Below are 26087 nucleotides of genomic sequence, written 5' to 3'. Positions count from 1 at the left end.
ACACCAGCATTGGAATGACAACGCTCGTACATGCCCACCGACGCGACGGCCCGCTCCTCGGTCACGGAGCTGATCATCGGCCCGCTCGCCGAGATGTTGCGATGAAAAGCGATGCCCGAGGACGTTCAGGATTGTGAACTCCTGCCGTGGAACTGGTCCCGATCCACTGTCACCGCAAAGCAGCCTGACCGCGGCCCTCACCGGACGGTTACGATTGTTACTCCTGGCCATGACCTTCTGTCTTTTGTCGTCATCGCCCGGTCCGGTCAGTTCGACAGGGATATGGTGGCGTTCTTCGGAGGGCGTGGACCGCAGCGAACGGTCCCGCGCCGCTGGGGCGGCCCATCAGTTGGCCAACTGCGACTCGCGCTCGGTGTGCGCAGCGAAATATCTCGCGATTGCACCGATGACCCGAGTTGTCGCCTTTCCATCGCCGTAGGCGTCCACGGGCTGGGCCATCCGTGAATATTCGTCCGGATCGCACAGCAGCCGGGTCGCTTCACTCACGATGCGGGCGGTGCTGCGGCCCACAAGGCGCGCTGTGCCAGCTTCGACAGCCTCCGGCCGCTCGGTGATGTCTCTTAAAACAAGCGTCGGTTTGCCGAGTGCAGGGCCTTCTTCCTCTGCGCCGCTGCTGTCCGAGATGATGATGTCCGCGCGCAGCATAAGGCTGCAGAAGTTGCGGTACGGCAGAGGATCCACCACCGTAATATTCGCCTGGTTGCTTAAATAGGGCAAAATGACTTCGCGCACTGCCGGGTTCTGGTGCAATGGGATGATGACACGCACGTTCTCCTGACATGATAGCTGCACAAGAGCTCTTGCTATCTCGTGCATCGGTGCACCCCACGACTCGCGTCGATGTGCTGAGGCGACCACGATCCGCCGCGTTTCGTTCTTGAGGTCGGCAAGCGCTGGCTCGGCGAAGGCGGGGGCATTTTCGGCCGCCCAGTGAAGGGCATCGACGACCGTGTTCCCGGTGACCGTGACACGGTCCTCAGGGGCACCTTCGCGGAGAAGGTTCTCGCCGCTACGGATCGTAGGCGCCAGGTGGAGATCCGCTATCTGAGCGACCAGGCGCCGATTGGCCTCCTCTGGATATGGCGATGCAATGTTGCCGCTACGCAAGCCCGCCTCGATATGGATGACAGGGATACGGTGATGGAAGGCGGCCAGGGCTCCTGCCAGGGTGCTCGCGGTATCGCCATGAACGACTACCGCGTCGATCCCCCATTGTTCTATTTGCCCGGAGAGCCTTTCCAGGATTCGATATGTGACCTGCGACAAGGTCTGGCGAGGTTGCATGACGCTTAGTTCGATGTCGGGTCGAATACCGAATTCCGCTAAAGCGATATCCAGCATCTCGCGATGCTGCCCCGTGGAAACAACGAGGGGCTCGAACCTGCGGTCTAGCTTCATCGCGTTAATTACTGTGGCGCATTTGATCGCCTCAGGACGAGTGCCGAAAATGAATGCCACCTTGGGCATGATCGTCTCTCCAAATAAAGCTGAGCGCGCTCTCTGCTAGTGTCTTGCGTGGCCTCGGGGCATCGGAGACCGCAGTCGCCAAGTGATCGCATAAGGGCGCCATAGGCTGCCATCCATCAGGGCCGAAGCGAACCACGTCTTGTCAGCGGACGACGAGGATGTCCCCTTCCATAGTAAGCAATTTGACGCGGATCGCCTTCCTCCATCGCGACTGACCCCGGCATCAATGATGGCGGCAATTGCTGCCGCCACTCTTCAACGAGGAGACACAAAACTCGTGCCACATTGGCTGATCGAGCTGAAAAACAATTTGTGATTGCTGACAGCCACTTAGCAAAAAGGAACAAGAGATCGCCCAACCGGACTTCGTGTCACGGGCCCGACAAAGCCGACACAAACGCAGTCTTAGCGACGAAACTGGCCGGCTTTGGCAAATGCGGGTCGGCTTTCGACCGGGCGCCGGGAGCAATCCTGCAATCGACTTGTGGCATCGCAGAAAGGTCGCGAGGCGCTTGCGCCGGTTAAAGCATCCATCAGCAGCGGCGCGAGATGAATGACCCAGCGATGGATCGTCGAGTGATCGACACTAATGCCACGCTCCGCCATCATTTCTCGAAGATCGCGTAGGCTCAGTCCGTAGGGCAGATGAGAGTGAATGCAAGCAGGATCAATGGATTGGTCGAAATGCCGGCTTTTGAACATCTCAACTTTCCGAGGAACACCGGAGCTCAATGCGCCTGGTGACCAAAGACTTTGCATACATCCTCGGCAAGTCGCCGGACCGTGGCGCCGATGTCGCGAACTCGACAAAAGTGTCGCGGCCATTCCAGCGGGCGCGCGTGTTTCACCCCTTGTTAAGTAAGGAGCGCCGCATTCGGCGCTGGCACGCCGATTGCGGGGATTATGAGCGGGAGCCGTCGCGACAACCGGTCGTAGCGGTCCCCTATCCAGTACCTTGGAGGTCGAGCTATGCTGTCCCAGTTTGAAAACCAGTCCATAAACCAAGAGGTCGCTAGGCTCAATCTGCCGAACTCTCGGATAAAGCACTTCGCGCCGGCTAGTTACGCACAAGCCGGAGAAGACGTTATTGTCGAAGGAATCTTGTCTGCAAAACTCTGCAAGAGTCAAAGGCCTTGGACCAGTGTGTTTTATGTCGATATCGGCGCTAATCACCCCATCTCTACCTCAAATACCTTTCTTATGTACCAACGGGGGGCGCGAGGTGTTCTGGTTGAACCCAATCCTGAATTGGAAGCGCTGATCAGGACTGCTCGCCCGGAAGACGTTCTCGTTCGATCCGTTGTCTTGCCCGCTCCGCAAGCGTCTGCGACGCTCTTCATCGGCAACGCACATGAGCTTTCGTCGGTGGATAAAGCACACGTTGAAAGTTTCGGGGACTTCGACGGTCTAGGAGGTATCCGAGAACATATCGAGGTGAGCGCGATCGGTATCAACGAACTGCTGGCCCCTTATGCCAATAAGATCGATTTCTTATCGATCGATTGCGAAGGACTGGATCACGATCTCGTCAAGGCCATTGACTACGAGCGCATCAGACCTGCTGTCATCCAATGCGAGCCAAACGAGCATTATCTAAAGGGCAATAGGGATCGGATCATCAATGTAATGGAATGCAGATCATACCGGCTTGCTGCAATGACTGACATCAACGTCGTCTTCGAGCGATTGACTTGATGCAGCGGCCCAAATCAAACGCGTCATTGAACGTACACCAAGCCTGCCAGCGTCCGTCCTCGGGTGCCGCGTGGCAATCAGATGGAAGTGCAATTGCCGCATGTAGCGTAAGCGGCAGCTGAGGCCATTCAGCGCTGGGAATTCCATGGCACGAGGGCGTCGATACTGCGGATTGGCCATGCCTTCGGATGGGCCACTGTCTTGTCGAGCCGGTGGCCTGCACTCCAGCGTCGGGTTGGGAGAAGGGTCGGGCCGAGAACCAGGTCAGGCTGGGCGCGAGCGCTTTTTCACGCCAAGGCTGCGCTTCAAGAACCTGGAGGAACTCAACGCCTTGCTGCTGGAGACGGCCTCAGCTCCATGTCCCGCGAGCGCAGGCCCTGAAGCATAGGCTCAGGATCGGCGCAAAATTAATCCGCATGTGCGCGCGATCCCGAAAAAGGGTCGCGCGAGCCCCGCACCAAGCCCTGTCGGTCCGACTCGGCGTAGCCTGTTGCAATCTGTTTGTCTTGAAGGACAACGATATGACGTTCCGTTCATTGGATGACCACATCCTCGTCCGCCGCATCGAAACCGACGAGAAGACGGCCAGCGGCATCACCATTCCCGACATCGGTAAGGAAAAGCGGCAGGAGGGCGAGGTGTTCGCCGCAGGTCCTGACGCACGCAATGAAACTGGCCGGCCTAAGCCGCTGGAGCTCGAGGTCGGCGGCCGCCGTAAATGGATGCTGGACGATGTCGCGATCCTGACTAGCAGCACCGCTATCAGCGAGGATCTCGGTGTCGACGGCGCCGGCAAGAAGGAGCAGATCCAGGGGCGTGTCACCCAGATCAAGACGCAGATCAAGGAGACCACCTCCCACTATGATCGCGAGAAGCTGCAGGAGCGGCTGGCCGAGCTCGCCGGCGGTGTTGCCCATCCGCGTCGGCGGCTCGACGGAGGACGAGGTCAAGGAACGCAAGGATCGGGTCGACCGCGCCATTCATGCCACCCGTGCCGAGGTCGAGGAGCGGCATCCTGCCCGGCGGCGGCGTGGCGCTGCTCGGAGCCGCCAAGGCACTCGACGTGGTCGCCGCCCACAACGCCGACCAGAGATACGGCCCCGATATCGTGCGGCGCGCCATCGAAGCTCCCGCGCCCCAGATCGCGGAGAACAGCGGGGCAAACGGCTCCCCGTCATCGGCAAGCTGCGCGAAGCTGTACCCATGGCTCGGACGCCCAGACCGGCGAATTCGGCGATCTCTTCGGCCAGGGCGTGATCTCGGCTTAAGGAGACCGCATGGTTCAGCCCGGCAGAACTCCATTTCATATTCAGCTCGCGGATATCATTCGGCATCAGATAGAGAGCGGGGTCTTCAATGCTGGGGATCAGCTCCCCACTCAGATGGAGTTGATGAAGCAGCATGAACTCAGCAGCAATACGGTGCGACAGGCGGTGCTTGCCCTTGTCGCTGAAGGCTTGCTTTATCGACGCGCTGGCAAGGGGACGTTCGTTGCCAAGCGTCACATCGGCCGGGACCTGCTCACTTTTTCAGGGTTTTCGGAAGAAGCGGTAGCTCGTGGCTTCCGGCCGGGTACCAGGCATGTGACGGTCGACTGGCGTTCCGCTGATGCGGCGGTTGCAGCCGCACTCAACGTGCCGACCGATGAGAGCGTGCTGACCATCGAGCGCGTGCAAACGATCGACGATGAAGTCGTCGCGGTTGAGACGGTTTCGTTTGTCGCGGCAATAGGACGCCAGATGGAAAAGCGCGACCTTGCCGACACTTCTTTCACCGAGATTCTCGAGCGGCAGCTTGGTGTGGCTCTTGCGCGAGCCAGACAGGAGATAAGGGCCGGGACCGCGTGTGCCAGACTGGCAAAAGCACTCGACGTGTCGAGCGGCACTGCGGTGCTGCAAATCGACCGTACCGCCTTCGACACGAACGATCGGGTTATTTACTTTTCGTCCTCGTCCTACCGGGCGGATCGCTACATTTACACCGGCTGGATCGAACGAAAGAGCGCCTTGGTTACTCAACCACGCCAATTGATCGGCCGCAGCAGATGATGCGTAAGACCAATGTCCGCCTCTGCCGATGAGGTGGCTCGCCCTACACTGCGCGTGCGAGGGTTGCTCGGGCGGGCCGAGCCGATCCTCACCACAGGAGGACGAGCCATGGTGGATCATAGAGAAGCATTTGTCGGAATCGATGTTGCGAAGCTGAAGAACGCTATTGCGATTGCGGAGGCAGGCCGGGAAGGAGAGGTTCGGTTCTTCACGACGCGTCGGCGACCAGGGGTCCCGCAAGGCGTTTGCCCCTCGTCCGCACCAACCAATCCCTTCGTTTGTCTCCAGGCAGACTCACCCTGCGGCCTGCGCGTCTGCCGCCCAGCGCTGCTTGAAGAGATGCTCTCGACCGGCGTCAAACCCACCAGCTTTGTGATCATAGCGCCGGGCGCACAGTTCGGCCGGAGCGCTGCAACTTCGAGAGCGGCGAGATCCGCTAAGCCCCACATTTTTCCGCTATTCCGGCGATGCATTCCTCGAGGCGCTCGAGGCGGAATTTCGCAATGCGAAGTTCATTCCCGGCTTCAAAACGTCGATGGCGTCCCTGTGGCGTGGTCGCCATGAGGTTGCGCTCCAGTTCCGCGATGCGCACACGCAGCTGCCGCGCCTCATCCTGACGCAAGGCCTTGATCCATCCCCGTCCGCGCATCAGTCTTCCTGTCCCGTCCGAAAGTCATGCACACATGCCCATCGAGACCCTAATTTGCGGCAAGCTGAAACACTCGAAATTTAAACTTCCGCTAATGCGAGGATACGAAACAGCGCGGCGAGACAGTCAACAAAGCGGACACGATGAGAGGCGGTAATCGATGTCGGGCCAAAACTGGCCCACTTGGATTGACCAAGCCCGGCAATAGGCGCAGGTCACCGGCAGTTGTAGATGGTGTCCAGAACAACATGCAGGTATTAAACAATCGAGAAGACGAGAAGCCGGTCAAGGCTGTCGGAGCGAGCCCGCACCGGAAACCGACCGGATACATGTGCCGGGAGGGGCGTCACGACACGAAACACCGACCGAGAGATACGGGCGAGAAATCCCGTGTCGGACCGATCCGCCCAAAATTGAATGCCCGCCGCGAAAGGAGCTCAGGCTGTGGCCTTTTGCGGTTGGCTGAAAATATTGCCAGGGCGTGGCAGACCGAAATGGTCCCTCAGTGTTGTTCCGTCATAGTCGTGCCGGAAAAGTCCGCGCCGGCGCAAGATCGGCACCACCTCTTCGGCGAATACATCGAACCCGCCCTGTAGATAAGGCGGCATGACGTTGAAACCGTCTGCGGCACCATTGTCGAACCATTCCTGGATCTTGTCGGCGATCTGTTCGGGCGTCCCTGCCTGGACCCAATGCCCGCGCGCTCCGGCGAGGCGGTGGAGCAACTGGCGGATGGTTGGATTCTCGCGCTCGATGATGTCGAGCACGACGTGAAAGCGGCTGCTTGCACCGCGCTCCCCCTCGACACGGATGAGCTCGCGCGGAAATGGCCCGTCCAGGTCATAGCTTGAAAGGTCGGCGTCGACGATGCGGCGTAGCTGGTGCAGAGAATATTCCGGCTGCGTCAGCTCATTGAACTCGTCTTGCAGGGCCCCGGCTTCAGCCTCGGTTGAACCGATGAAGGGACTGATGCCGGGCAAGACCTTGACGTGGTCAGGGTTGCGGCCAACCGACTTCACGCGCGCCTTGATGTCAGCATAAAATTCCTGCGCGTTGCCGAGTGTCTGATGGGCCGTGAACATCGCCTCTGCATACCGGCTTGCGAACGACCGTCCGTCTTCCGACGAGCCTGCCTGGACATAGACCGGACGCCCCTGCGGCGAGCGCGGGAGCGTGAGCGGGCCCTTCACCCGGTGATATTTGCCGATGTGGTTGATTGGGTGGATCTTGTCGGTGTCGGCAAAAATGCCGGACTCCCGGTCCGAGACGAGCGCGTCGTCCTCCCAGCTGTCCCAGAGCTTCGTCACCACGTCGACGAATTCGCCGGCGCGCTCATAACGGTCGGCGTGGGTTGGATGTCGGTCCAAGCCGAAATTCAACGCAGCGGATTCGTCGCCTGTGGTGACGATGTTCCAACCGGCGCGCCCACCGCTCAGATGATCGACGGAAGCAAACAGTCGGGCCAGGTGTAGGGTTCGTTGTAGGTGGTCGAAGCCGTGGCGATGAAGCCGATGCTTTTCGTGACCGCGGCGAGCGCCGAAATCCATGTCAGCGGCTCCAGCCTGAAGCGGCTCGCGTAGCGGATGTTGTCTGCGAGCGCGGGCCCATCGGCAAAGAACAGCGCGTCGAACTTGCTCGCCTCGGCCTTTTTCGCCAGTTCCTGATAGTAGGCAATATCCAGCACCCTCTCAGGGGCGGAATCCTTGTAACGCCACCCGGCTTCATGGTGGCCGCCAGGATAGATGAAAAGGTTGAGATTCAACTGTCGTCTTACGGCGGGCATAAGTTGATCCTCCTTGGGTACTGACAATGAGCGACAACTCTTGAGCCACTCAAATCGGCAGCAAGGGCTTTGTGTCGAGGCCGAGATGACGCAGAAGTTCGGAGCGGATCTCGCCGAACCGGCGGTCGCCATGATCGCGTGGCCGCGGGACATCGATGACGATGTCGGCGGCGATCGCGCCATTGTCGAGCACCAAGACCCGGTCCGCCAGCGTCACGGCTTCGTCAACGTCATGGGTGACCAGCAGCACGGCCGGCTGGTGACGGGCGCAGAGCTGGCGCAGCAGATCGTGCATGCGCAGGCGGGTCAGCGCGTCGAGTGCGCCGAACGGCTCGTCCGCCAGCAGCAGGTCAGGATCACGAACCAGCGAGCGCGCCAATGCCACGCGCTGCTGCTCGCCACCAGACAGTTCAACCGGCCATGCGGTCTCGCGCCCGCTCAGGCCAACCTCTTCGAGCGCTACCCGTCCGCGTTCGGCGGCGTCCGGCAGGTCGAGACCCAGAACCACATTCTCCAGCACGCGCTTCCACGGCAACAATCGAGCATCCTGGAACACCACCGATTTCTTATCGGGTGTTTCGAGGCGGCCGGAGCCGGAGACCTTGTCATCGAGATCGGCGAGCGCGCGCAAGAGTGTGCTCTTGCCCGACCCGCTACGGCCGAGAAGGGCGACGAATTCTCCCTTCTCGATGTCGAGACTGAGCCCGTCGAGGACGGTTCGCGGCCCGAAACGTCTCACAAGGCTCTCGACCCGCACCACGGGCGCGCCGCTCAATCCGCCAAGGTGCGACGCCATGACAGCGACCTTTCCTGGAACAAGCGGACGATGCCGTCGGAGGCGAGACCGAGCAACGCGTAGACGACGAGGCCGACGATGACGACATCCGTCTGGCCGTAGTTGCGCGCGAGATCGATCATGTATCCGATGCCGCTGGTGGCATTGACCTGTTCGACCACCACCAGAGACAGCCAGGCATAGGTTACCGCGAAACGCAGGCCAAGGAAGAAGCCTGGAAGGGCGCCCGGCAGGATGACCTGGCGGATGAATTCGCCGTAGCCCATTCGCAAGGTCTGGGCCAGTTCGACATAACGGCTGTCTATGCTGCGCAAGCTGCTGTGGGTCTGGATATAGATCGGGATCAGGACAGCCAGTGCGATGGTGGTTACTTTCATGCCCTCGCCAATGCCGAACCACAGCATCAGCAGCGGGATCAGCGCGAGCGTCGGTATCGCCCGCTTGATCTGGACGGGGCCGTCGATGATGGCCTCGCCAAGCCGCGACAAACCTGAAATGAGAGCAAGGATCGTTCCGATCAGGATGCCGAATACCAGCCCCTGTGCTGCCCGCCAGGCAGACGTCATCAAGTGCTCCTGAAGCTTGCCTTCGGCGATGAGATCGACGGCAGTGCCGACAACCGACCAGGGCGCCGGCAGCGTCCTTGGATCGATCACGCCGGCGATACTGCCGATGGACCAGATCACGAGAAGAAGTATGGGCCCGATCAGCGCGCCAAACGGGATCGCTCGCCCGAGCGCCAGGCGCCGCCTCGCCCCGGTCTTGCGGGTCTGTACCGCGGGCGGAATCAGCCCCCTCTCATCCGATGCGTAGGGAATCGTGGATGAGGCGGTCGTGGAGAATGCGTTCATCTGCGTCGTCTCCAGTGTTGGGTAACAGGGGTCAGGACGCGTTCAGCGCACTTGCGGCGATCGTCTCGAAGCGCCTGTCGAAAAGATCCTCGGCCTTGATTGGAGGCTTGTTCAGTTCCCTGGCCAGAAGATCGATCGTAGCCTGTTGACGCGCGATCACGTCGTTCCAGTCGGACGGGATGTCGAACTGGCCGTCGGCGTCGACGAGATACTGGCCATCTTCTGTGTTGAGGCCCTGGGTGGCGACGTAATGATCCACTCTTTCGGATGCTCCTCCACCCATCGGGCCGCAAGCGCCCAGTAGCGCACATATTCGCCCAGAGCGGCGGCCTTGGCCGGATCGTCAAGCACGGCCTGTGGGGCATATAGATGGGCCGGATCATCGCGCAAGCCATGCGGGATGGTGGTCGCGCCGTCGGCACCATACTGGTGCAGATAATGCTTGACGAGGACGCCCCAGATCGGTGCGACGTCGACTTGCTTGCTGGCAAGTGCCACCGGATAGGCATCGCCTTTGCTGGGCAGTTCAATGAGATTGACATCCTCTTTTTTGAGGCCGGCGGCTTGCAGGACCCTGAGCACCAGCGCGCCTTGTGCCTGACCGGGGCTGAAGGCGATCCGTTTGCCGCGCAAATCCGCCAGCGTCTTGACCTCGACGCCCGGTGCAATGCCGAGTTGATAAATCGGGTGCGCAACCGGATTCTTGCGGAACTTCGCGGCGATGATCTTGACCTTGAGCCCCGTCCAGGTCGCGTGGATGGGCGGAATGTCGGCGACCGATCCGACGTCCAGCGCATCGGCGCGAAAAGCTTCGATTGTCTGGGGACCGCCGCTGATATTAGCCCATTCGACGTTGAAGGGCAGTTGATCGATCAGGCCCGAGAGTTCCAGCGCCCTTTGCGTCTCGGGATCGCCGATGCGAAGCACCGTGCCCTCCGGAATTTTGGTCGGCAGCTTACCCGCGTCCGAACTACCGGGCTCGGCGCTGAGGGGAGACAAAGAAGCGACCAGACCTACCGCAAGAGCGGTCATGACGGCGCGCAACCTCCTTCTTGAGAATCTCTCCACAGCCAACGTCATCGTCTTGCTCCATTTTGAAACCTTTTGAATTCGCCAGAATAGTATGTCCATCGATTGTGTAGATAATGAAAGTATCGGATGCTGTTCTTTGCGGTCCAAAGGAAACGCTGTTCGCCTCCAACGCTCAGTCGGAGCACGTGGCGCCAACCACGGGCAGGCGGGGCCGCAGAGCGGGCGACCGTCGCTAAAAGCGGCTCCTGATGTGATGCGCCTGGCAAACCCGAAGCTTAAAACTGCCTGGCAGAAAAATTGCTTCGGCTCCGCTCGCGGTGGGGCAGGGTTCTGTGACTCACGGCGTATATCGGCCGTTCGGAACGGTCGGGCTCGCCACCTGGTTTCTCTAACACGCGAGTCCGGCCCGGAAGCACCGGAAGAGTTCCTGTTTCCTTTTTGACCGGGTCCCTAAAAAGTCTTCAGCCTGAACCCGATTATTGTGGTCCAGCTGTCGTATTTTCCAACGCCGTTACAAGGTAGAGTCATGGCGTTTCGCTACCTGCGTATGTGGGGAAGGCAAGGCAATGGCAAAGCCGGACCCGAACAAGACGGCGCAGACCGTCAGGCTCATCAAAAACGTCACTCAAAGGGGATCGTCATCATTGATCCGGTGGGCGGGAGGACCTTCCGGCTGAAAGAGGGCGATGGAAATGGGGCAGCCAGAAGATAGCTGTGCACTTGCGGGAATCACCTGCCAAAAGTGGCGGACAGGGCGCGGACTCGAGCCGCCATCTCGAGTTAGTCGTCGTCGTAGGGGCCTCCCTGTCTGTCGTGCGCCGGGCGAACCGCGCAGCAGATGATCCTGCGGCGTGTCTCGCCCTGACATGCAGCAGAAGATTTGTGCCTCAACGGATTGCGGCGATATCAAAGTCGATCGTCGTGTCGGCCATCGGCCGTGATTGCTTGGGAGCGCTGCAACAGCTCAGGCGCGCCGCGCGGGCCCAAACGCGCCGAATCTCCTACCGAGCTGCCGGGTACAAAAGCTGCGATCTCAGCGATCGGCCGCTTGGTCGTCTTGTTTCATCGGAGTCATCGCGACCATTTCGTGCAGCACGCAATTTTCTCACAAGCTTTGCCAAATCAGACGATAATTCCTTATCTCTATAGAATTTGTGGAATATCGTTTGATCCTGTTCGGTTCGTGGGGAGATTGACAAGATGGCCCGGCTATCGGTTCTCGGAATATCCGGCGGCGTCAGCACGCCGTCCCGCACCACGGCGGTGGTCAACGCGCTGGTCAAGGCGGTCGCGTTGCGGGTACCTGCAGATACCGGTCTGATCGAGATCACGGAGGCAGCACCCTCGCTTTTCGTCGGGCTATCCCGCGGCGCACTGGGCGCATCCGGAGAAGCAATCATCCAGCGTGTCGAGAAGGCAGATTTGCTGGTGGTCGGAACGCCCGTTTATCGGGCTTCCTACACCGGCGCCCTCAAGCACCTGTTCGACCTCGTCGACTATCGCGCGTTGACTGGCAAGACCGTGGTTCTCGCGGCAACCGGCGGCAGCCCATACCATGGCTTGGTTCTCGAACATCAGCTGCGGCCATTGTTCGGCTTTTTCGGCGCCGTCACCGTCCCAACCGGCGTCTATGGCTCGTCCGACGACTTCGTCGGCGCAGAACTTGTCGGACCATCGTTACTGGACCGCATTTCGCGGGCCGCTTCCGAAGCGGTCTCACTGCTCAACTCCAATCATGCAGACGCTCCCGTCGCCGCGCGCGTCGGCTGAAACAATCAGGAAGGGGACAACAAACATGAGCTCGAATTCCGACGCCATCAAATTCGCCTACTGGGTGCCTAATGTCTCCGGCGGCCTGGTCATCTCCAACATCGAGCAGCGGACGGGCTGGGACATCGACTACAATCGCAAGCTCGCCCAGATCGCCGAGGCCAATGGCTTCGACTATGCGTTGAGCCAGATCCGCTTCACCGCCGGCTACGGGGCCGACAACCAGCACGAATCCGTCTCGTTCAGCCACGCCTTGCTCGCCGCGACCACGACACTGAAAGTCATCGCGGCGATCCTGCCCGGGCCGTGGAACCCTGCGCTGGCGGCCAAGCAGATCGCCACCATCAACCACCTGACCAACGGCCGCGTCGCCGTCAATGTCGTCAGCGGCTGGTTCCGTGGCGAGTTCGCCGCCATTGGCGAGCTCTGGCTCGACCATGACGAGCGCTATCGCCGGTCGGAGGAATTTATCCGAGCGTTGCGTGGCATCTGGACCGAAGACAGTTTCACGCTGAAGGGCGATTTCTACCGCTTCACCAACTATTCGATGAAGCCGAAGCCAATCGATCCGCAGCCCGAAATCTTTCAGGGCGGCTCGTCGCGAGCCGCTCGCGACATGGCGTCTCGTGTCTCCGATTGGTATTTCACTAACGGCAATACCCCGGAGGAGATCCGGAAGCAGGTCGACGACATCCGCGCCAAGGCGAAGGCCAACGGCCACAAGGTCAAGATCGGCGTCAATGCCTTCGCCATTGCGCGAGACAGCGAGCAGGAAGCGCGCGCCGTGCTCGACGAGATCATCGCCAAGGCCAATCCCGAGGCGGTCCAGGGTTTTGCCGACCAGGTCAAGAACGCCGGCAAGGCCTCGCCGGAAGGCGAAGGCAATTGGGCGAAGTCCTCCTTCGAGGATCTTGTGCAATATAATGACGGCTTCCGCAGCAATCTCATCGGCACGCCGGAACAGATCGCCGAACGCATCCTGAAGCTAAAGGATGCCGGCGCCGACCTGATCCTGCTCGGCTTCCTGCATTTCCAGGAAGAGGTCGAGTTCTTCGGCAAGCGCGTCATCCCACTGGTGCGCGAACTGGAAGAGGCTCGCGACAGGGAGCTTGTCGCTGCGGAATAGGTCAGGCGCGGCCTTCGGGCCGCTGCCAGCTCTCCTTCAAAATCAGGGACGTTTCATGATTGGTGCTTCCTTGGGAGCCGCCGCCTACGAGCGCGCGCCCGAAATTTCCGGCATTCTTGCTGGTGCCGGTCCCGTTGAGGACACGCGCCCGGCGCGCCTGTCGGCAAAGACTGATGCCATCCTGACCCTCAGCGGGATCGGCATTGCCTTTGGCGGCGTCAAGGCGCTGAGCGATGTTGATCTCGAGGTCAAAGGCGGCGAGATCCGCGCGGTGATCGGCCCCAACGGCGCCGGCAAGTCATCGCTGATCAACATCATCAGCGGCCTCTACCACGCCGACCGCGGCAGGATCGCGATCGACGGGCAGTCCTTCTCCCGGGTGCCGGCGAGCCGTCTGGCACGGCTGGGGGTCGCCCGCACCTTCCAGAACCTGGCACTTTTCGGCGGGCTTTCGGTGCGCGACAACATCGCGTCGGGCCGCGTCCACACCAGGCGCGCCAGTTTTGTCGAACACATTGCCGGCCTGCCACGCGCCCGGCGCGAAGATGCGCGAATCGCCGAAAAGGTCGATCGGACCATCGCATTCCTGCATCTCGATACCGTCGCCGACCGCCTTGTCGCCACCTTGCCCTACGGTCTGCAGAAGCGGGTCGAACTGGCCCGCGCCCTTGTTGCCGAGCCGAAGATCCTGCTGCTCGACGAGCCGATGGCCGGCATGACGGCGACCGAGAAAGCCGAGATGGCCGGGTTTGTGCGCGCAGCGCGCGACCGACACGGCGTCACCATCATTCTGATCGAGCACGATATCGGCGTGGTCATGGGACTTTCCGACCGGGTCGCTGTGCTCGACTACGGCCGCAAGATCGCAGACGGGACGCCGGCCGAGGTCAGGACAGATCCGGCAGTGATCCGGGCCTATATCGGCACCGCCGATGGCGAGGGCATCTGATGAGCTACTATGATTTCCTCTTCGTCATCGAAGTGCTGGTCGGCGGCCTGCTCTCTGGGGTCATGTATTCGCTTGTCGCCATCGGTTTCGTGCTGATCTACAAGACGTCGGGCGTGCTGAACTTCGCGCAAGGGTCGATGGTGCTGTTCGCAGCGCTCACCTTTGTCAGCCTCGTCGAACGCGGCATCCCCTTCGCGCTTTCGCTGCTCATCACCTTCGCGGTCATGGTCGCGCTGGGCTTCACCATCGAGCGGACTGTGCTGAGGCCGCTGGTCAATCGCTCGCCGATGACCCTGTTCATGGCCACACTCGGCCTGTCCTACATCATCGAGGGCGCTGCCCAGCTGTTGTGGGGCACCCAGGTGCACGGGCTCGATCTCGGCATAGACGACACGCCGTTTGAGGTCGGCGGCATCCTGATCTCGTCGTTCGACCTTCTTGCCGCGGGCATTGCCGCGGCGATGGTGGCGGGCTTGAGCGCATTCTTCTCCTGGACCCGGATCGGGCTGGCGTTTCGCGCCGTCGCCGACGACCAGTTTGCAGCACTTGCCGTCGGGCTGCGGCTGCCCCGGATATGGGGAACGGTGTGGACGGCCGCGGGGTTCGTGGCGCTTGTCGCGGGGCTGCTGTGGGGCGCGCGCCTCGGCGTCCAGTTCTCGCTGTCGCTGATCGTGCTGAAGGCGCTGCCGGTGCTGGTGCTTGGCGGTTTCGATTCCATCCTTGGCGCCATCGTCGGCGGCCTCATTATCGGCGCCAGTGAAAAGCTCGCAGAGGTCTATCTCGGCCCCTTCGTCGGCGGCGGCATCGAAGGCTGGTTCGCCTACGCGCTGGCCCTGGTCGTGCTGCTGGTGCGCCCGTCCGGCCTGTTCGGCCAGAAAACCGTCGAAAGGGTCTGACCGATGGCCGTGCAAGCGCTCGATGCCGGAAGGCCTTCAATCGACTGGCAGAAGTGGGCTCTGCCGGCTGCCTTGATTGCCGTGGCCTACTGCCTGATCCCCGCCTACGCGTCGAGCTATCTGGTCGAGGCGATCCTGCTGCCGTTCCTGGCGCTCAGCCTGGCGGCCGTCGGCCTCAACCTGCTCACCGGCTATTGCGGCCAGCTGTCGCTTGGCTCTTCCGCCTTCATGGCGGTCGGCGCTTTCGCCGCCTACAATTTCAACCTGCGGGTCGAAGGGCTGCCACTGGCGGCGACGATGATCCTGGCCGGGATTTCGGCTGCCGGCATCGGCGTCGTGTTCGGATTGCCGAGCCTACGCCTGCGCGGCTTCTATCTCGCCGTGTCGACGCTCGCCGCCCAGTTCTTCGTGCAGTGGGCGCTGACCAAGTTCGGCTGGTTCTCCAACGACAACCCGTCCGGGGTGATCTCGGCGCCGCACCTTGTCATTGCGGGCTTCTCGTTCGACGGCGCGACCGGCCGCTATCTGCTTTCGGTCACCACGGTCATCCTACTCACGGCCCTCGTCTGGCGACTGGTCAACAGCGCCACCGGCCGCAATTTCATCGCCGTGCGCGACAACGAAACCGCGGCGCGGGTGATTGGCGTCCCGGTTCTGCGGACCAAGCTGCTGGCGTTCGCCATCTCCTCCTTCATCATCGGTGTCGCCGGCGTGCTGTGGGCCTTCACCTATCTGCGCACCGTCGAGCCGGCCGGCTTCAACCTCGACCGCTCGTTCCAGATCCTGTTCATCATCATCATCGGCGGCCTGGCCTCGATACGCGGCGCGTTTCTCGGCGCTGCCTTCATCGTCGTCTTCCCGCTGGCGCTGTCCCGGCTGGGCGCCGCGCTGTTCGGCTGGCTGTTCGATTCCGGCGTGCTCGACATGAGCCAGCGCATCGTGCTCGGCGCGCTCATCATCATCTTCCTCATCGCGGAGCCGAACGGGCTGTCGGCCCTCCTGGACCGCCTCAAACGACGGATCGGCTCAAGGTCCAGCTGAGCGCCGCTCGACATCCTCTCACGGACCACAACCTCAGGAGACGCATCTCATGACTTTCTTCAGTCACCTACGAAAAGCGGCGATCGCCACGGCCTTCGTCCTCGGCGCGACAGCGGTGCACGCCGACGAACAGTATTTTCCGCTGCAGAGCTATCGCGTCGGCCCCTACGCCGCCGGCGGCACCGGCTTCTTCGGTGGCTTCATTGACTATCTCAACCTGATCAACATCCGCGACGGCGGCGTCAACGGCGTCAAGCTGACCTGGAGCGAGGGCGAGACGCAGTATGAAGTCGAGAAGGGCGTCGAGGTCTATGAACGATTGAAGAGCAACCCGGGTATCGCTGCCTGGAATCCGCTCTCGGTCGGCATCGCCTATGCCATGATCGACCGCATCACCGACGACAAGGTGCCGCTGATCACCATCAACCACGGCCGCACCGACACCACCGACGGGCGCGTGTTCCCTTACGTCTTCCCGCTGCTGCTCAATCCCTACAGCGAGACTTCCGGAATCGTGAACTACATCGCTTCCAAGGAAGGCGGTCTCGACAAGCTCAAGGGCAAGAAAATCGTGGTGCTCTATCACGGCTCGCCCTACGGCAAGGAGACGATCCCGATCTATGAGCTTTTGGCGCAGAAATACGGCTTCGAGCTCTCGCAGATCGAGGTGCCGCATCCCGGCAACGAGCAGCAGGCGCAATGGCTGACGATCCGGCGCGAACATCCGGATTACGTCGTGCTGCGCGGCTGGGGCGTGATGAACCCCGTCGCCTTGAAGACAGCCCAGAAGACCGGCTTCCCGGCCGACCATATCGTCGGGAACGTCTGGTCCAACTCCGAGGAAGACGTCATTCCCGCCGGCGATGCCGCCAAAGGCTACACGGCCATCACCACCCAGGCGTCGGGCGAGCAGTATCCGGTGGTCCAGGAGATCGTCAAAACCGTCTACGGCGCCGGCAAGGGCAATCTCGAGGACAAGAGCCGCATCGGCTCGGTCTACCACAATCTCGGCATCGTCAACGGCATCCTCAATGTCGAGGCGGTTCGCATCGCGCAGGCCAAATTCGGCAACCGCACGCTGACTGGCGACGAAGTGCGCTGGGGCTTCGAGCATCTCAAGCTCGACCCGGCGCGTGTCGAGGCGCTCGGCGCCAAGGACCTTTTCCACTCGATCAACGTCTCTTGGTACAATCACGAGGGCGACGGCTACGTGACCTTCCAGCAGTGGGACGGCAAGAAGTGGAACGTCGTTTCCGACTGGATCGCACCCGACTGGAAGCTGCTGCGCCCGATCATCGAGAAATCGTCCGAGGCCTATGCCAAGGAAAAGGGCATCAAGATCCGCACGGCCGAAGATGCCGAGGCGGTGGTCAGCAACTGAGTTTTGACTATCTCGCGGCCGGCTAACGGGCCGGCCGCGCTATCCAGACGCCAAGCGGAGTCATCGATGTCCAGCCCGGAAAATCCGATCCTGTCGGTCAACCGCGTAGAGGCCGTCTACAACGGCGCCATTGCCGCCCTGCACGGCGTCGACCTGTCGGTCGGCAAGGGCGAGATCGTCGCGTTGCTCGGCTCCAACGGCGCCGGAAAGACGACACTGCTGCGCGCCATATCCAATCTGCTCCCGGCCGAGCGCGGCACCATCACCGCCGGCCGGATCACTTTCGATGGCGGGGACGTCTCCAGGGCGAGCCCCTCGCACCTTGTTCGCAAAGGTCTGGTCCAGGTCCTCGAGGGCCGGCATTGCTTCCGCTCGCTGACGGTCGAGGAGAATCTTCTGACTGGCGCGCTCGGGCGCTCATCCTCTCGCACCGGCGTCAAGGCCGACCTCGAGCGTATCTATGCGCTGTTTCCGCGGCTTGCCGAAAAGCGGCGCACGCGGTCCGGCCTCACTTCCGGGGGCGAGCAGCAGATGACGGCGATCGGCCGGGGCCTGATGTCGCGGCCGAAGCTCTTTGTTCTGGACGAGCCGTCGATGGGGCTGGCGCCGCTGATCGTCGACGAAATCTTCAGCGCTTTGAAACGGCTCAACCGCGACGAAGGCCTTTCTATCCTCGTTGCCGAACAGAATTCGGCGGTTGCGCTGAAATACGCCGACCGCGCCACCGTGCTCGAGAACGGCGTCAGCGTGCAGGAAGGATCGGCTGCCGACCTGCGCCAGCGCGCTGACATCAAGACCTACTATCTCGGCGGCTCGCCGCTTCCATCCGACCATTTCCCCAAGGAGACAGCAGCATGACCATCCAATCGAAGCAGCCGTCAGATAGCCGCAGTGCCGTCCCGCCGGTCGAGCGTCCGTCAGCCGAGGCGCATGTTATCAGGACCGATGCCGAGGCAATCGCAGTCGCCGAAAAACTCGCCGCTGAATTCGCCAGGGATGCCTCCAAGCGGGATCGGGAACGCATCTGGCCGAAGGAAGAGCTCGATGCGTTTTCGCAGAGCGGCCTGTGGTCGGTCAACGTGCCGAAAGCCTATGGCGGGCCGGACCTCTCCTATGTGACCCTGTCGAAGGTGATCACCATCATCTCGGCGGCCGACCCGTCGCTCGGCCAGATTCCGCAGAACCATCTTGGCGTCGTCGCCGCCATACGCACCGTCTCCGACGAGGCGCAGAAGAAGCTGCTTTTCGCCGAGGTTTTGTCCGGCACGCGCTTCGGCAATGCGTTTTCCGAGTTTGGCTCCAAGCGGGCAGCCGACTTCGAGACCAAGTTCGTCGACGCCGGCGACCATGTCGTCGTCAACGGCCAGAAATTCTATTCAAGCGGCGCGCTGCTCGCCCATCTTGTGCCGATCGTGGCGCTCGATGACGAGGGGCGCGCCTGGTATGCCATCGCCGATCGCGGCGCGCCCGGACTTACGGTGATCGACGACTGGTCGAGCTTCGGCCAGAAGACGACGTTGTCCGGCACGGTCCTGCTCGACAATGTCAAGGTGCCCAAAACGCATCTCGTTCCCGGCTACAAGGGCTACGACAGGCCGACGGCCGACGGGGCCATCTTCCAGATCATCCAGGCCGCGGTCGATCTCGGCATCGCCAAGGCGGCGATCAACGAGACGATCGACTTCGTGCGGACAAAATCCCGCGCGTGGATCGACAGCGGCGTCGATCATGCCTGGCAGGACCCCTATACGATCCAGGCGGTCGGCGATCTTCGCTTGCGGGCCAATGCGGCCGAGGCGGTGCTCGACAAGGCCGGGCTGGCGGTCGATCGCGCCGTGGCCGAGCCGAACGAGAAGACCGTCGCGGAAGCGCAGATCGCGGTTGCCGAATCCAAGATCCTCACCACCGAGATCGCCATCAATGCCACCAACAAACTGTTCGAGCTCGCCGGCACACGCTCGACGCTTGCCGAGCACAATCTCGACCGGCACTGGCGCAACGCCCGCACCCACACGCTGCACGATCCGGTGCGCTGGAAATACGCGATCCTCGGCAACTACTACCTCAACGACGTCAATCCGCCGTTCCATGCCTGGAGCTAAAGCGAGACGTCCAAGTCACAGAGGACCATTCATGAGCATTGCCACTCCCGACAGGATCAAGGTCCTGTGGTTTCTGCCGACCCATGGCGACAGCCGCTATCTCGGCACCTCAGAGGGCGGCAGGGCGGTCGATCTGCCCTATCTCACCCAGGTCGCCAAGGCCGCCGATGCTATCGGCTACTATGGCGCGCTGCTGCCGACCGGACGCAGTTGCGAGGACAGCTGGGTGGTGGCGTCGGCGCTGGCGCCGCTGACGCAGCGGTTGCGCTTCCTCGTCGCCGTGCGGCCTGGCCTGCAGTCGCCCACGCTCGCGGCGCGCATGACCTCGACCCTCGACCGCATTTCGGGCGGGCGCCTGCTGATCAATGTCGTCACCGGCGGCGATCCGGTCGAGAACAAGGGCGACGGCATCTTCCTCAGCCATGACGAGCGCTATGAGGTGACGCGGGAATTCCTCGACGTCTACAAAGCGGTGCTGCGCGGCGAGACGGTAACGTTCAAAGGCATGCACTTCCGTATCGAGGATGGCCGGCTGCTGTTTCCGCCGGTGCAGACGCCACATCCGCCGCTCTATTTCGGCGGCTCGTCGGAGGCGGCCAACGCGGTAGCCGCCGAACAGATCGACAAATATTTGACCTGGGGCGAACCGCCGGCGGACGTCGCGGCAAAGGTCGCCCATGTGCGTGCCCTTGCCGAGAAGGCCGGCCGCGAAGTGAGCTTCGGCATCCGGCTGCACGTGATCGTGCGCGAAACCAACGACGAAGCCTGGGCCGACGCAGACCGGCTGATCAGCCGCCTCGACGACAAGACGATCGCCGAGGCGCAGAAGGTGTTCGCGCGCATGGATTCGGTTGGCCAGTCGCGCATGAGCCGGCTGCATGGCGGGCGCCGCGATAAGCTCGAAATCAGTCCGAACCTGTGGGCCGGCGTCGGCCTTGTGCGCGGCGGCGCCGGCACCGCTTTGGTCGGCGATGCGGCGACAGTTGCGGAACGGATCGACGAATACAGGCGCATTGGCATCGATACCTTCATCCTGTCCGGCTATCCGCATCTGGAGGAGGCCTATCGCTTCGGCGAACTGGTGTTGCCGTTGTTGCCGCTCGATCATGAAATCTCGACGCGACCGACGGCCGTGAACATGGGACCGTTCGGCGAAACGGTGGCCGGCGACCATCGGCCTTCGGCACTGCGCGCGAGTCAGTCTTGATAGAACCGGGCAGAGGACCGGTCGTAGCCATCATCGGCGGCGGCTTTTCCGGTGCGGCGACCGCGTTCCATCTTGCGCGGCTGCTGCCCGCCGGTGCTGCCGATATCGTGGTCGTCGAGCCGCGGGAGGGGCTCGGCTACGGTCTGGCCTACTCGACGCCCGATCCCTCACACCGCATCAATGTGCCGGCGTCGAGAATGACGCTTGTTTCCAGCCAGGACGGCCATTTCGCCGACTGGCTGGAGCAGACCGGCGCAATTGCGGACGATGCTCAGGCTATTGCCGCTAATGGAGCGCTCTACCCGCAGCGTCGCGTTTTCGGGCGCTACGTTGAATCCCATCTCCAACCCTTTCTGTTCGGTAAAACGATCCGTCATTTCAGGTCCGCGGTCGCGTCAGCCGAGCTCAGTGGCGAGGGCTACCACCTGATCCTCGCTGATGGAGGGATTCTCGCAGCGGACGCCTTGGTGATTGCGACGACGCATCCGCCACCGGCCTTGCCATTGCCGCTGCAGTCCGTGGCCGGTGCAGCCGGGCTGGTAGCCAATCCCTATGATTCCGAAAGGCTGGAAGCGATGGGACGTGACGGTGATGTGCTCGTCGTCGGCACTGGACTGACGTCGGCGGATGTCATCGCAACGCTCGACCGCAATGGCCATCGCGGTCGCATCATCGCACTTTCGCGCCATGGCTATCGGTCGCGAGGCCATGCGGCCACGCATGCCGATCCGATCGGCGACTTCTCCAGCCTGCCGTCACGCAGCGCAACAGCGCTGCTGAGGCGCGTCCGTTCCGCCACTGAGGCGGCTGCAAGCCAAGGCGAAGGCTGGCACCCGGTGCTCGACGCCGTCCGGCGACAGGGGCAAGTCATCTGGCAGGCCCTGCCGCTCGCTGAGCAACGCCGCGTCGTGCGCCATTTGCGCGCGCTGTGGGACGTGCATCGCTTCCGCATCGCGCCACAGGTCGCGGCCGTTCTTGATCGCCGCGTTGCCGAGGGCACGCTTGCCTATCGCGCCGCATCGATTGCGAGCGCCGAGCAGGTCGACGGGCGCATTCGCGTCGCGCTGCGGCCAAGGCGCCAATACACGCAGACTATCGAGACGTTCGACAGAGTGATCGTCACGACCGGGCCTGCCCATGCCGATATTTTGCGGACCAACACCGCGATCGCCGCTCTCGGCCAGATGGGACTGGTTCGGCTCGACCCGATTGGTCTTGGCTTGGAGACCGATGCGCATGGCCGTGCGGTCAGCACGTCCGGGCGCATGACCGACAGCATTTTCGTCAGCGGGCCGCTGGCGCGCGGCAGCATTGGCGAATTGATGGGAATTCCCGAAGTCACCGCGCATGCCGAGCGCATCGCCGCCGAAATTCACCAATGGCTTGGATGCCAGACAGCGTTGCGTCGCAAGGCATCGTAAAGGTGTAAACTAGCAGGAGCTATCCAGATGACACTGATCGAACGCGTTCCCCTCATTGAAACCGGTGTCTCTCTGAAAGCTGCCATGCGGCACCTGGCCGGAGCCGTGTCCGTGGTTACCGCAGGTGTTGGCGACGGACGGACTGGCGCAACGGTTACCACCGCCCATTCCTTGTCTGTCGAACCCGAGGTGATGGTGGTCAGCATCAACCTGAACTCGTCAACGTGGGCAGCCATCAACCAGCATCGGCATTTCTGCGTCAACGTGCTTCGAGCCGACCAGATGGCGATCGCCGAGCGGTTCGCCGGACGCGGTGGCCTGAAGGGTTCGGCTCGTTACGAAGGAGCCAGTTGGTCTGCTCTGGCGACCGGCGCACTGGCACTTGAAGACGCGCTCGCCGCGGTCGATTGCGCGGTCGAGGACACGATTGTGCGCCACAGCCACGCGCTCGTCCTCGGCAGCGTCCGGCATGTGGTCAGCGGAGAGCCGGGTCCGGCTCTGATCTATCATCATGGCGCTTACGGATCGTCTTGAGCGAGCGGTACGCCAGTGAGTGGGCCGCAGCCACGCGCTTTTATTCTCCTTCTGGCCCGTTGAACAGTCGACCTACCGCTCAGCCCGGCTCTGGCGCAGCGCCCAAGGCAGGCGCCGCTTCCATCGTTCACCTCGCGGCAGAGGAACATCTTTCTGCCACCGTTTCTTGCGGCGAATCCGTCGGTCTCCAGGCGGTGAACGCGATGCATCCGGAACCGGCGCTTCCTCAACCGTTGCGGGCTCAGGAAGCGATGCGTCGGGCATGATCATGTCCTTGGCGTCGGATACCGCTTCAGCGGGGGCGAACACGGGCTGGGAAACATCTTCGCCAGGACCAATCGGCTGCCGCGTCGCCTCAGCGACCGCACCTTTCGTCTTTGCTTTCGCGACATCGTTCGCGATGGCGGCCAGGTCGATGCCGGCCCAGATCGACTCTGGCCGCTTTACGAGGCCACGCTTCTGTTTGATCTCGACGACAAAGGGTCGCTGCTGCTTCATGGTGCTCTCGGCGGACTTGGGGGGTTGCGATTCGTCTAAGCCCATCGCGCGCCTTCGTCCACCCCGCCCCCACGCATTTTCCACATCAAGCCAGCACCCTCATGGTGTCCGCTTTCGGCACGCTGTAGAAGCCAGGTCCTGGCGGATGGAATTGGTCCTCGCCTTCTGTATGGCGGACACGGGATATTGGGACGACGCGTGCGAGACCGCCTGTTGTACATCTGCGCCGCTGACCATCGAATCCCGGTGTAACGCCCGCGTCCGCCCCATACCATTTGAGCGCCAAAATTAGCAATCGCTGGTGCCCTGATGTGCCGGTCAGGCTTCAATGACGGGGAAGTGGGAGAATTGCGCGTTTGCGGGGCGAGCTGGTCGGCCGCTCAATCGAAAGCGTCATTTGAGGCGCTTCCTCTCCCGCGTGCAACTTGAGGACACGCTCGTCCAGTTCCTTGTCCACTTCCGTCAGGCGGTGGTTCAGGCGAAGGTAGTCGGTCCAGGTCGGCGTGCGGAATGTCTCTGTCCATTGCATGGGCTTCTGCAGGTTGCGCTGAAGCGTCCAGTTCCGAGCACCGACGCGGCTGTGGATATGCCTGCGCTGCCGCATGAGGTCGAGGAAGGCCTCGACATTTTTCTCGGCTATCAGATATTCGACCTTGACCACGATCGGGCCGCTTCTCGGCTTCAAATTGAGAGCGACTGCCGGGGCATCGAATGCCTCCAAAGGATCCGGCTCGGACTCGTGGCGCTCGCGAAGAGGAAACAGAACGCCGGCTGCAGCGACCAGCAGCAGCGCACCAGCAGAACCCTCCAGCGCCCAGGTCAGGGAATGGCTTTGGGAGACCGTGCCCCATACCCAGCTGCCGGCCGCGATGCCGCCGTCTATCAATGCATAGTAGATCGAGATGGTGCGTCCCACGACCCAGCGTGGGCTCGCCAGCTGTACGCTGACGCCAACCCCGGACCAGGCGGTGACCCAGCCCGCGCCGCCTAAGGCGAGCGCGATCGCCGCCACCGCAATCGAAGAGGTCAGTGCCAGGGAGAGGGAGCACGCCGCGCAGGCGATGCACGAGAGCTTCATCAGCCGTTCTTGCGACAAGCTACGTCTGAATGTGCCGTTGGAGATGCCGGCGAAGACGGCGCCTGTGCCGAAGCCGGCCATGAGCGTGCCATAGGCGAGCGGTCCTCCGCCCAAGTGATCGCGGACAACCAGCGGCAGCAGCGCGAGAATGGCGATGCTTGCCAGGCCAAACAGGGTTCCGCGGGCGATCGCCGCCTTGATTTCCGATGACATCGCCGTGAAGCGCAGCCCGTCATAGATCGCCGTCCTCATCGACTCGCGCGGCAGAGGCGAAGAGCGAACCTTCCACTTGCAGCGCCATATCGTGCCCAAAGGGACCAGATAGGTGAGGGTGGTCACGGTAAAAGCTGCCAAAAGCCCAAACGAGGCAACCACGATGCCGCCGAGTGCCGGGCCCACCGTCCGGACCGTGTTGAAGCCGACGGAGAGAAGCGTCACGGCAGCCGGGACATCGCGGCGGTCGACGATATCGCCAACCGAGGCCTGCCAGGCGGGATCGTGAAGAGCACCCCCGCATGCGATCAGGAAGCTGAAGCCGAGGATCATCCACGGACTGACAAAGCCCAGCGCCACAACAGCGGTCAACATCGCAGATCCTATCACCATCAGGCAGCGGCCGGCGAACATGACCCTGCGACGGCTGAAGTTGTCGGCGAGAGCCCCTGCGAACACGGACAAGATGAAAGCGGGCAGGTTCGATGACGCCTGGACCAGCGCGACCATCAGATCGGAAGTCGAGATCGTTGCCATCAGCCAGCTGATGGCGACAGTCTGCATCAGCCAGCCGAGAGAAGAGACCTGGGTGGCAAGCCAGATCGAACGAAAGGTCGGCTGAAGGAGGGGCGCAAACGTCGTTGGTGCAGCCAAATCTTCAACTGATCCAGCCACTCTACTCATTTTTGCGAGCCTTTGCTTTCCGGTATCGGCCGTCTCGCATGTAATCTCGACTGAACCGTGGCGGCTGGCAGAATTGAGAGAAACTCTTTTGCCTCCGACGAATGCGGCCACAGGTCCTTCCGACCAGTGTTTTGCGGACGGAACCCAGACCCGAGCCGGCTCGACTCGCCTTGGAAGACTTCATCTGGGTGGAGCCCGGATTCTTGCTTGCTGTTTGACGCGGCATGCTTCATCAACGGGCACTTTGCCGAGCGATGCCTTTTGGCGAGACGCGACCATGTTCTTTCGTTGAAAACTCACTCACCAGCGGCGTTCGACGCGCCGAGTGTGGCCTTGGGGAAGTGAGGGCGCTTGCAGATCCTTGACAGGCTTGACGCGCTGATAGACGCAGACGATTGCCGGGCCGCGATCGAAGAGGCGCGCGCCTTGCTGCTTCAATTGGAACCAAGGTCTGATGCGCTCACACATGCGATCGACGACTTTCTGCTCGATCTGATGACGCTGTCTTTCGTTGTTGAGTGTTACGGACGTGGCTTTGAACTTCTGGCTCGAACGCTTGCCCGCAGACGGCTGGCAAAGGTCAGACTTTTGTCGGGAGGGGTCGATGCCGCCAGGCAGAAATGACACCCAAAGCCTGAGGGCTGGAAGCGGCGATCACGCCACCTTCCGCACAGGGACGAAGGGTGACGTTGCACCACCAAAAAAATAGGGCCATCGGAAAACCGAGGGCCCTTTAGGTGTGAAGGTCAAAACCTCCAGAGGGGAGCAGCCGATTGCGATGCAACTGGGAGGAAACCATCGCGTCCATCAGCTTTAGCCTTAATGGCTAAAGGCTGTGCAATGCG

20 protein-coding genes and 7 pseudogenes are annotated in these 26087 nt (G+C 61.9%); 18 read left to right on the top strand and 9 right to left on the bottom strand.

Features of this window, described 5'->3' with window-relative positions; all coding sequences use genetic code 11:
• Positions 1–345 precede the first annotated feature (345 nt).
• Both wecB and EH240_RS18270 read right to left on the bottom strand, forming a co-directional pair.
• Positions 346–1488, bottom strand: coding sequence for a non-hydrolyzing UDP-N-acetylglucosamine 2-epimerase (gene wecB, locus EH240_RS18275; RefSeq protein WP_125000785.1), 1143 nt, complete (start codon positions 1486–1488; stop codon positions 346–348).
• A gap of 534 nt (positions 1489–2022) precedes the next feature.
• Positions 2023–2190 (bottom strand): annotated as a pseudogene (locus EH240_RS18270) (IS6 family transposase); the annotation flags it as partial.
• 267 nt (positions 2191–2457) lie between these two features.
• On the opposite strand from EH240_RS18270, the gene EH240_RS18265 reads away from it, so the two are divergent.
• From EH240_RS18265 to EH240_RS39085, 6 genes and pseudogenes are all read left to right on the top strand, one after another.
• Complete coding sequence (locus EH240_RS18265; protein ID WP_125000782.1) at positions 2458–3183, top strand: FkbM family methyltransferase; 726 nt, start codon at positions 2458–2460, stop codon at positions 3181–3183.
• A 194-nt stretch (positions 3184–3377) separates the two neighbouring features.
• Positions 3378–3520 (top strand): annotated as a pseudogene (locus EH240_RS18260) (IS21 family transposase); the annotation flags it as partial.
• 79 nt (positions 3521–3599) lie between these two features.
• A pseudogene (locus EH240_RS39890) lies at positions 3600–3830 on the top strand (co-chaperone GroES); the annotation flags it as partial.
• Positions 3831–3887: 57 nt separating this feature from the next.
• Positions 3888–4442 (top strand): annotated as a pseudogene (locus tag EH240_RS18255) (TCP-1/cpn60 chaperonin family protein); the annotation flags it as partial.
• Between the two features lie 18 nt (positions 4443–4460).
• Positions 4461–5231: a GntR family transcriptional regulator gene (locus EH240_RS18250; protein ID WP_125000779.1), complete on the top strand. Its 771-nt coding sequence runs from the start codon at positions 4461–4463 to the stop codon at positions 5229–5231.
• 12 nt (positions 5232–5243) lie between these two features.
• Positions 5244–5441, top strand: a pseudogene (locus EH240_RS39085) (IS110 family transposase); the annotation flags it as partial.
• 226 nt (positions 5442–5667) lie between these two features.
• Here EH240_RS39085 and EH240_RS18240 read toward each other — a convergent pair.
• The 5 genes and pseudogenes from EH240_RS18240 to EH240_RS18220 all read right to left on the bottom strand — a co-directional run bounded on the left by EH240_RS18240 (position 5668) and on the right by EH240_RS18220 (position 10342).
• Positions 5668–5880: a hypothetical protein gene (locus EH240_RS18240; protein WP_125000776.1), complete on the bottom strand. Its 213-nt coding sequence runs from the start codon at positions 5878–5880 to the stop codon at positions 5668–5670.
• A gap of 437 nt (positions 5881–6317) precedes the next feature.
• Positions 6318–7663: pseudogene (locus EH240_RS18235) on the bottom strand (LLM class flavin-dependent oxidoreductase).
• Positions 7664–7712: 49 nt separating this feature from the next.
• Positions 7713–8459 (bottom strand): ABC transporter ATP-binding protein, encoded by a 747-nt coding sequence (locus EH240_RS18230; protein WP_125000773.1) that lies wholly within the window; start codon positions 8457–8459, stop codon positions 7713–7715.
• On the bottom strand, positions 8435–9310 hold the full coding sequence (locus tag EH240_RS18225; RefSeq protein ID WP_125000770.1) for an ABC transporter permease: 876 nt from the start codon (positions 9308–9310) through the stop codon (positions 8435–8437). Before EH240_RS18225 ends, EH240_RS18230 begins: the two co-directional genes overlap by 25 nt.
• Positions 9311–9341: 31 nt before the next feature.
• Positions 9342–10342: pseudogene (locus tag EH240_RS18220) on the bottom strand (ABC transporter substrate-binding protein).
• A 1200-nt stretch (positions 10343–11542) separates the two neighbouring features.
• Here EH240_RS18220 and msuE point away from each other — a divergent pair.
• From msuE to EH240_RS18165, 11 genes are all read left to right on the top strand, one after another.
• A complete protein-coding gene (gene msuE / locus EH240_RS18215) occupies positions 11543–12112 on the top strand; it encodes an FMN reductase (RefSeq protein ID WP_125000767.1) in 570 nt (189 codons plus the stop codon).
• 25 nt (positions 12113–12137) lie between these two features.
• Positions 12138–13238 (top strand): dimethylsulfone monooxygenase SfnG, encoded by a 1101-nt coding sequence (gene sfnG, locus EH240_RS18210; RefSeq protein WP_125000765.1) that lies wholly within the window; start codon positions 12138–12140, stop codon positions 13236–13238.
• Positions 13239–13293: 55 nt separating this feature from the next.
• Complete coding sequence (locus EH240_RS18205; protein ID WP_125000762.1) at positions 13294–14187, top strand: ABC transporter ATP-binding protein; 894 nt, start codon at positions 13294–13296, stop codon at positions 14185–14187.
• Positions 14187–15083 (top strand): branched-chain amino acid ABC transporter permease, encoded by an 897-nt coding sequence (locus EH240_RS18200; protein WP_125000759.1) that lies wholly within the window; start codon positions 14187–14189, stop codon positions 15081–15083. Before EH240_RS18205 ends, EH240_RS18200 begins: the two co-directional genes overlap by 1 nt.
• A gap of 3 nt (positions 15084–15086) precedes the next feature.
• Complete coding sequence (locus tag EH240_RS18195; protein WP_125000757.1) at positions 15087–16124, top strand: branched-chain amino acid ABC transporter permease; 1038 nt, start codon at positions 15087–15089, stop codon at positions 16122–16124.
• 49 nt (positions 16125–16173) lie between these two features.
• Positions 16174–17505: an ABC transporter substrate-binding protein gene (locus EH240_RS18190; RefSeq protein ID WP_125000755.1), complete on the top strand. Its 1332-nt coding sequence runs from the start codon at positions 16174–16176 to the stop codon at positions 17503–17505.
• Between the two features lie 66 nt (positions 17506–17571).
• Positions 17572–18363 carry an ABC transporter ATP-binding protein gene (locus tag EH240_RS18185; RefSeq protein WP_125000752.1) on the top strand — a complete coding sequence of 264 codons (792 nt, stop codon included), beginning with the start codon at positions 17572–17574 and terminating at the stop codon, positions 18361–18363.
• Positions 18360–19607 carry an SfnB family sulfur acquisition oxidoreductase gene (locus EH240_RS18180; RefSeq protein ID WP_125000749.1) on the top strand — a complete coding sequence of 416 codons (1248 nt, stop codon included), beginning with the start codon at positions 18360–18362 and terminating at the stop codon, positions 19605–19607. The genes EH240_RS18185 and EH240_RS18180 overlap by 4 nt, the downstream gene beginning before the upstream one ends.
• A 31-nt stretch (positions 19608–19638) precedes the next feature.
• A complete protein-coding gene (gene ssuD, locus EH240_RS18175) occupies positions 19639–20814 on the top strand; it encodes an FMNH2-dependent alkanesulfonate monooxygenase (RefSeq protein ID WP_125000746.1) in 1176 nt (391 codons plus the stop codon).
• Entirely contained in the window at positions 20811–22235 is a 1425-nt protein-coding gene (locus EH240_RS18170) for an FAD/NAD(P)-binding protein (RefSeq protein WP_125000743.1), read from the top strand. The genes ssuD and EH240_RS18170 overlap by 4 nt, the downstream gene beginning before the upstream one ends.
• Positions 22236–22262: 27 nt before the next feature.
• Positions 22263–22769: a flavin reductase family protein gene (locus tag EH240_RS18165; RefSeq protein WP_125000740.1), complete on the top strand. Its 507-nt coding sequence runs from the start codon at positions 22263–22265 to the stop codon at positions 22767–22769.
• 72 nt (positions 22770–22841) lie between these two features.
• On the opposite strand, the gene EH240_RS38505 is transcribed toward EH240_RS18165, so the two are convergent.
• Both EH240_RS38505 and EH240_RS18155 read right to left on the bottom strand, forming a co-directional pair.
• Complete coding sequence (locus EH240_RS38505; protein ID WP_206075284.1) at positions 22842–23267, bottom strand: hypothetical protein; 426 nt, start codon at positions 23265–23267, stop codon at positions 22842–22844.
• A gap of 325 nt (positions 23268–23592) precedes the next feature.
• Positions 23593–25242, bottom strand: a complete 1650-nt coding sequence (locus EH240_RS18155; RefSeq protein ID WP_125000796.1) for an MFS transporter — start codon at positions 25240–25242, stop codon at positions 23593–23595.
• 351 nt (positions 25243–25593) lie between these two features.
• On the opposite strand from EH240_RS18155, the gene EH240_RS38040 reads away from it, so the two are divergent.
• A complete protein-coding gene (locus EH240_RS38040) occupies positions 25594–25866 on the top strand; it encodes a hypothetical protein (protein WP_167484069.1) in 273 nt (90 codons plus the stop codon).
• Positions 25867–26087: the final 221 nt, after the last annotated feature.

It is taken from the genome of Mesorhizobium tamadayense, from assembly GCF_003863365.1.
Taxonomy (GTDB): domain Bacteria; phylum Pseudomonadota; class Alphaproteobacteria; order Rhizobiales; family Rhizobiaceae; genus Mesorhizobium; species Mesorhizobium tamadayense.
The sequence above is the reverse complement of the archived record's forward strand: the minus strand, read 5'-3'. Positions and strand labels throughout refer to the sequence as shown.

What these genes read in the sequence shown, in the direction of transcription:
- wecB (WP_125000785.1), bottom strand. Translation starts at nt 1,488, where the DNA reads ATGCCCAAGGTGGCATTCATTTTCGGCACTCGTCCTGAGGCGATCAAA.
- EH240_RS18265 (WP_125000782.1), top strand. Translation starts at nt 2,458, where the DNA reads ATGCTGTCCCAGTTTGAAAACCAGTCCATAAACCAAGAGGTCGCTAGG.
- EH240_RS18250 (WP_125000779.1), top strand. Translation starts at nt 4,461, where the DNA reads ATGGTTCAGCCCGGCAGAACTCCATTTCATATTCAGCTCGCGGATATC.
- EH240_RS18240 (WP_125000776.1), bottom strand. Translation starts at nt 5,880, where the DNA reads ATGCGCGGACGGGGATGGATCAAGGCCTTGCGTCAGGATGAGGCGCGG.
- EH240_RS18230 (WP_125000773.1), bottom strand. Translation starts at nt 8,459, where the DNA reads ATGGCGTCGCACCTTGGCGGATTGAGCGGCGCGCCCGTGGTGCGGGTC.
- EH240_RS18225 (WP_125000770.1), bottom strand. Translation starts at nt 9,310, where the DNA reads ATGAACGCATTCTCCACGACCGCCTCATCCACGATTCCCTACGCATCG.
- msuE (WP_125000767.1), top strand. Translation starts at nt 11,543, where the DNA reads ATGGCCCGGCTATCGGTTCTCGGAATATCCGGCGGCGTCAGCACGCCG.
- sfnG (WP_125000765.1), top strand. Translation starts at nt 12,138, where the DNA reads ATGAGCTCGAATTCCGACGCCATCAAATTCGCCTACTGGGTGCCTAAT.
- EH240_RS18205 (WP_125000762.1), top strand. Translation starts at nt 13,294, where the DNA reads ATGATTGGTGCTTCCTTGGGAGCCGCCGCCTACGAGCGCGCGCCCGAA.
- EH240_RS18200 (WP_125000759.1), top strand. Translation starts at nt 14,187, where the DNA reads ATGAGCTACTATGATTTCCTCTTCGTCATCGAAGTGCTGGTCGGCGGC.
- EH240_RS18195 (WP_125000757.1), top strand. Translation starts at nt 15,087, where the DNA reads ATGGCCGTGCAAGCGCTCGATGCCGGAAGGCCTTCAATCGACTGGCAG.
- EH240_RS18190 (WP_125000755.1), top strand. Translation starts at nt 16,174, where the DNA reads ATGACTTTCTTCAGTCACCTACGAAAAGCGGCGATCGCCACGGCCTTC.
- EH240_RS18185 (WP_125000752.1), top strand. Translation starts at nt 17,572, where the DNA reads ATGTCCAGCCCGGAAAATCCGATCCTGTCGGTCAACCGCGTAGAGGCC.
- EH240_RS18180 (WP_125000749.1), top strand. Translation starts at nt 18,360, where the DNA reads ATGACCATCCAATCGAAGCAGCCGTCAGATAGCCGCAGTGCCGTCCCG.
- ssuD (WP_125000746.1), top strand. Translation starts at nt 19,639, where the DNA reads ATGAGCATTGCCACTCCCGACAGGATCAAGGTCCTGTGGTTTCTGCCG.
- EH240_RS18165 (WP_125000740.1), top strand. Translation starts at nt 22,263, where the DNA reads ATGACACTGATCGAACGCGTTCCCCTCATTGAAACCGGTGTCTCTCTG.
- EH240_RS38505 (WP_206075284.1), bottom strand. Translation starts at nt 23,267, where the DNA reads ATGAAGCAGCAGCGACCCTTTGTCGTCGAGATCAAACAGAAGCGTGGC.
- EH240_RS18155 (WP_125000796.1), bottom strand. Translation starts at nt 25,242, where the DNA reads ATGAGTAGAGTGGCTGGATCAGTTGAAGATTTGGCTGCACCAACGACG.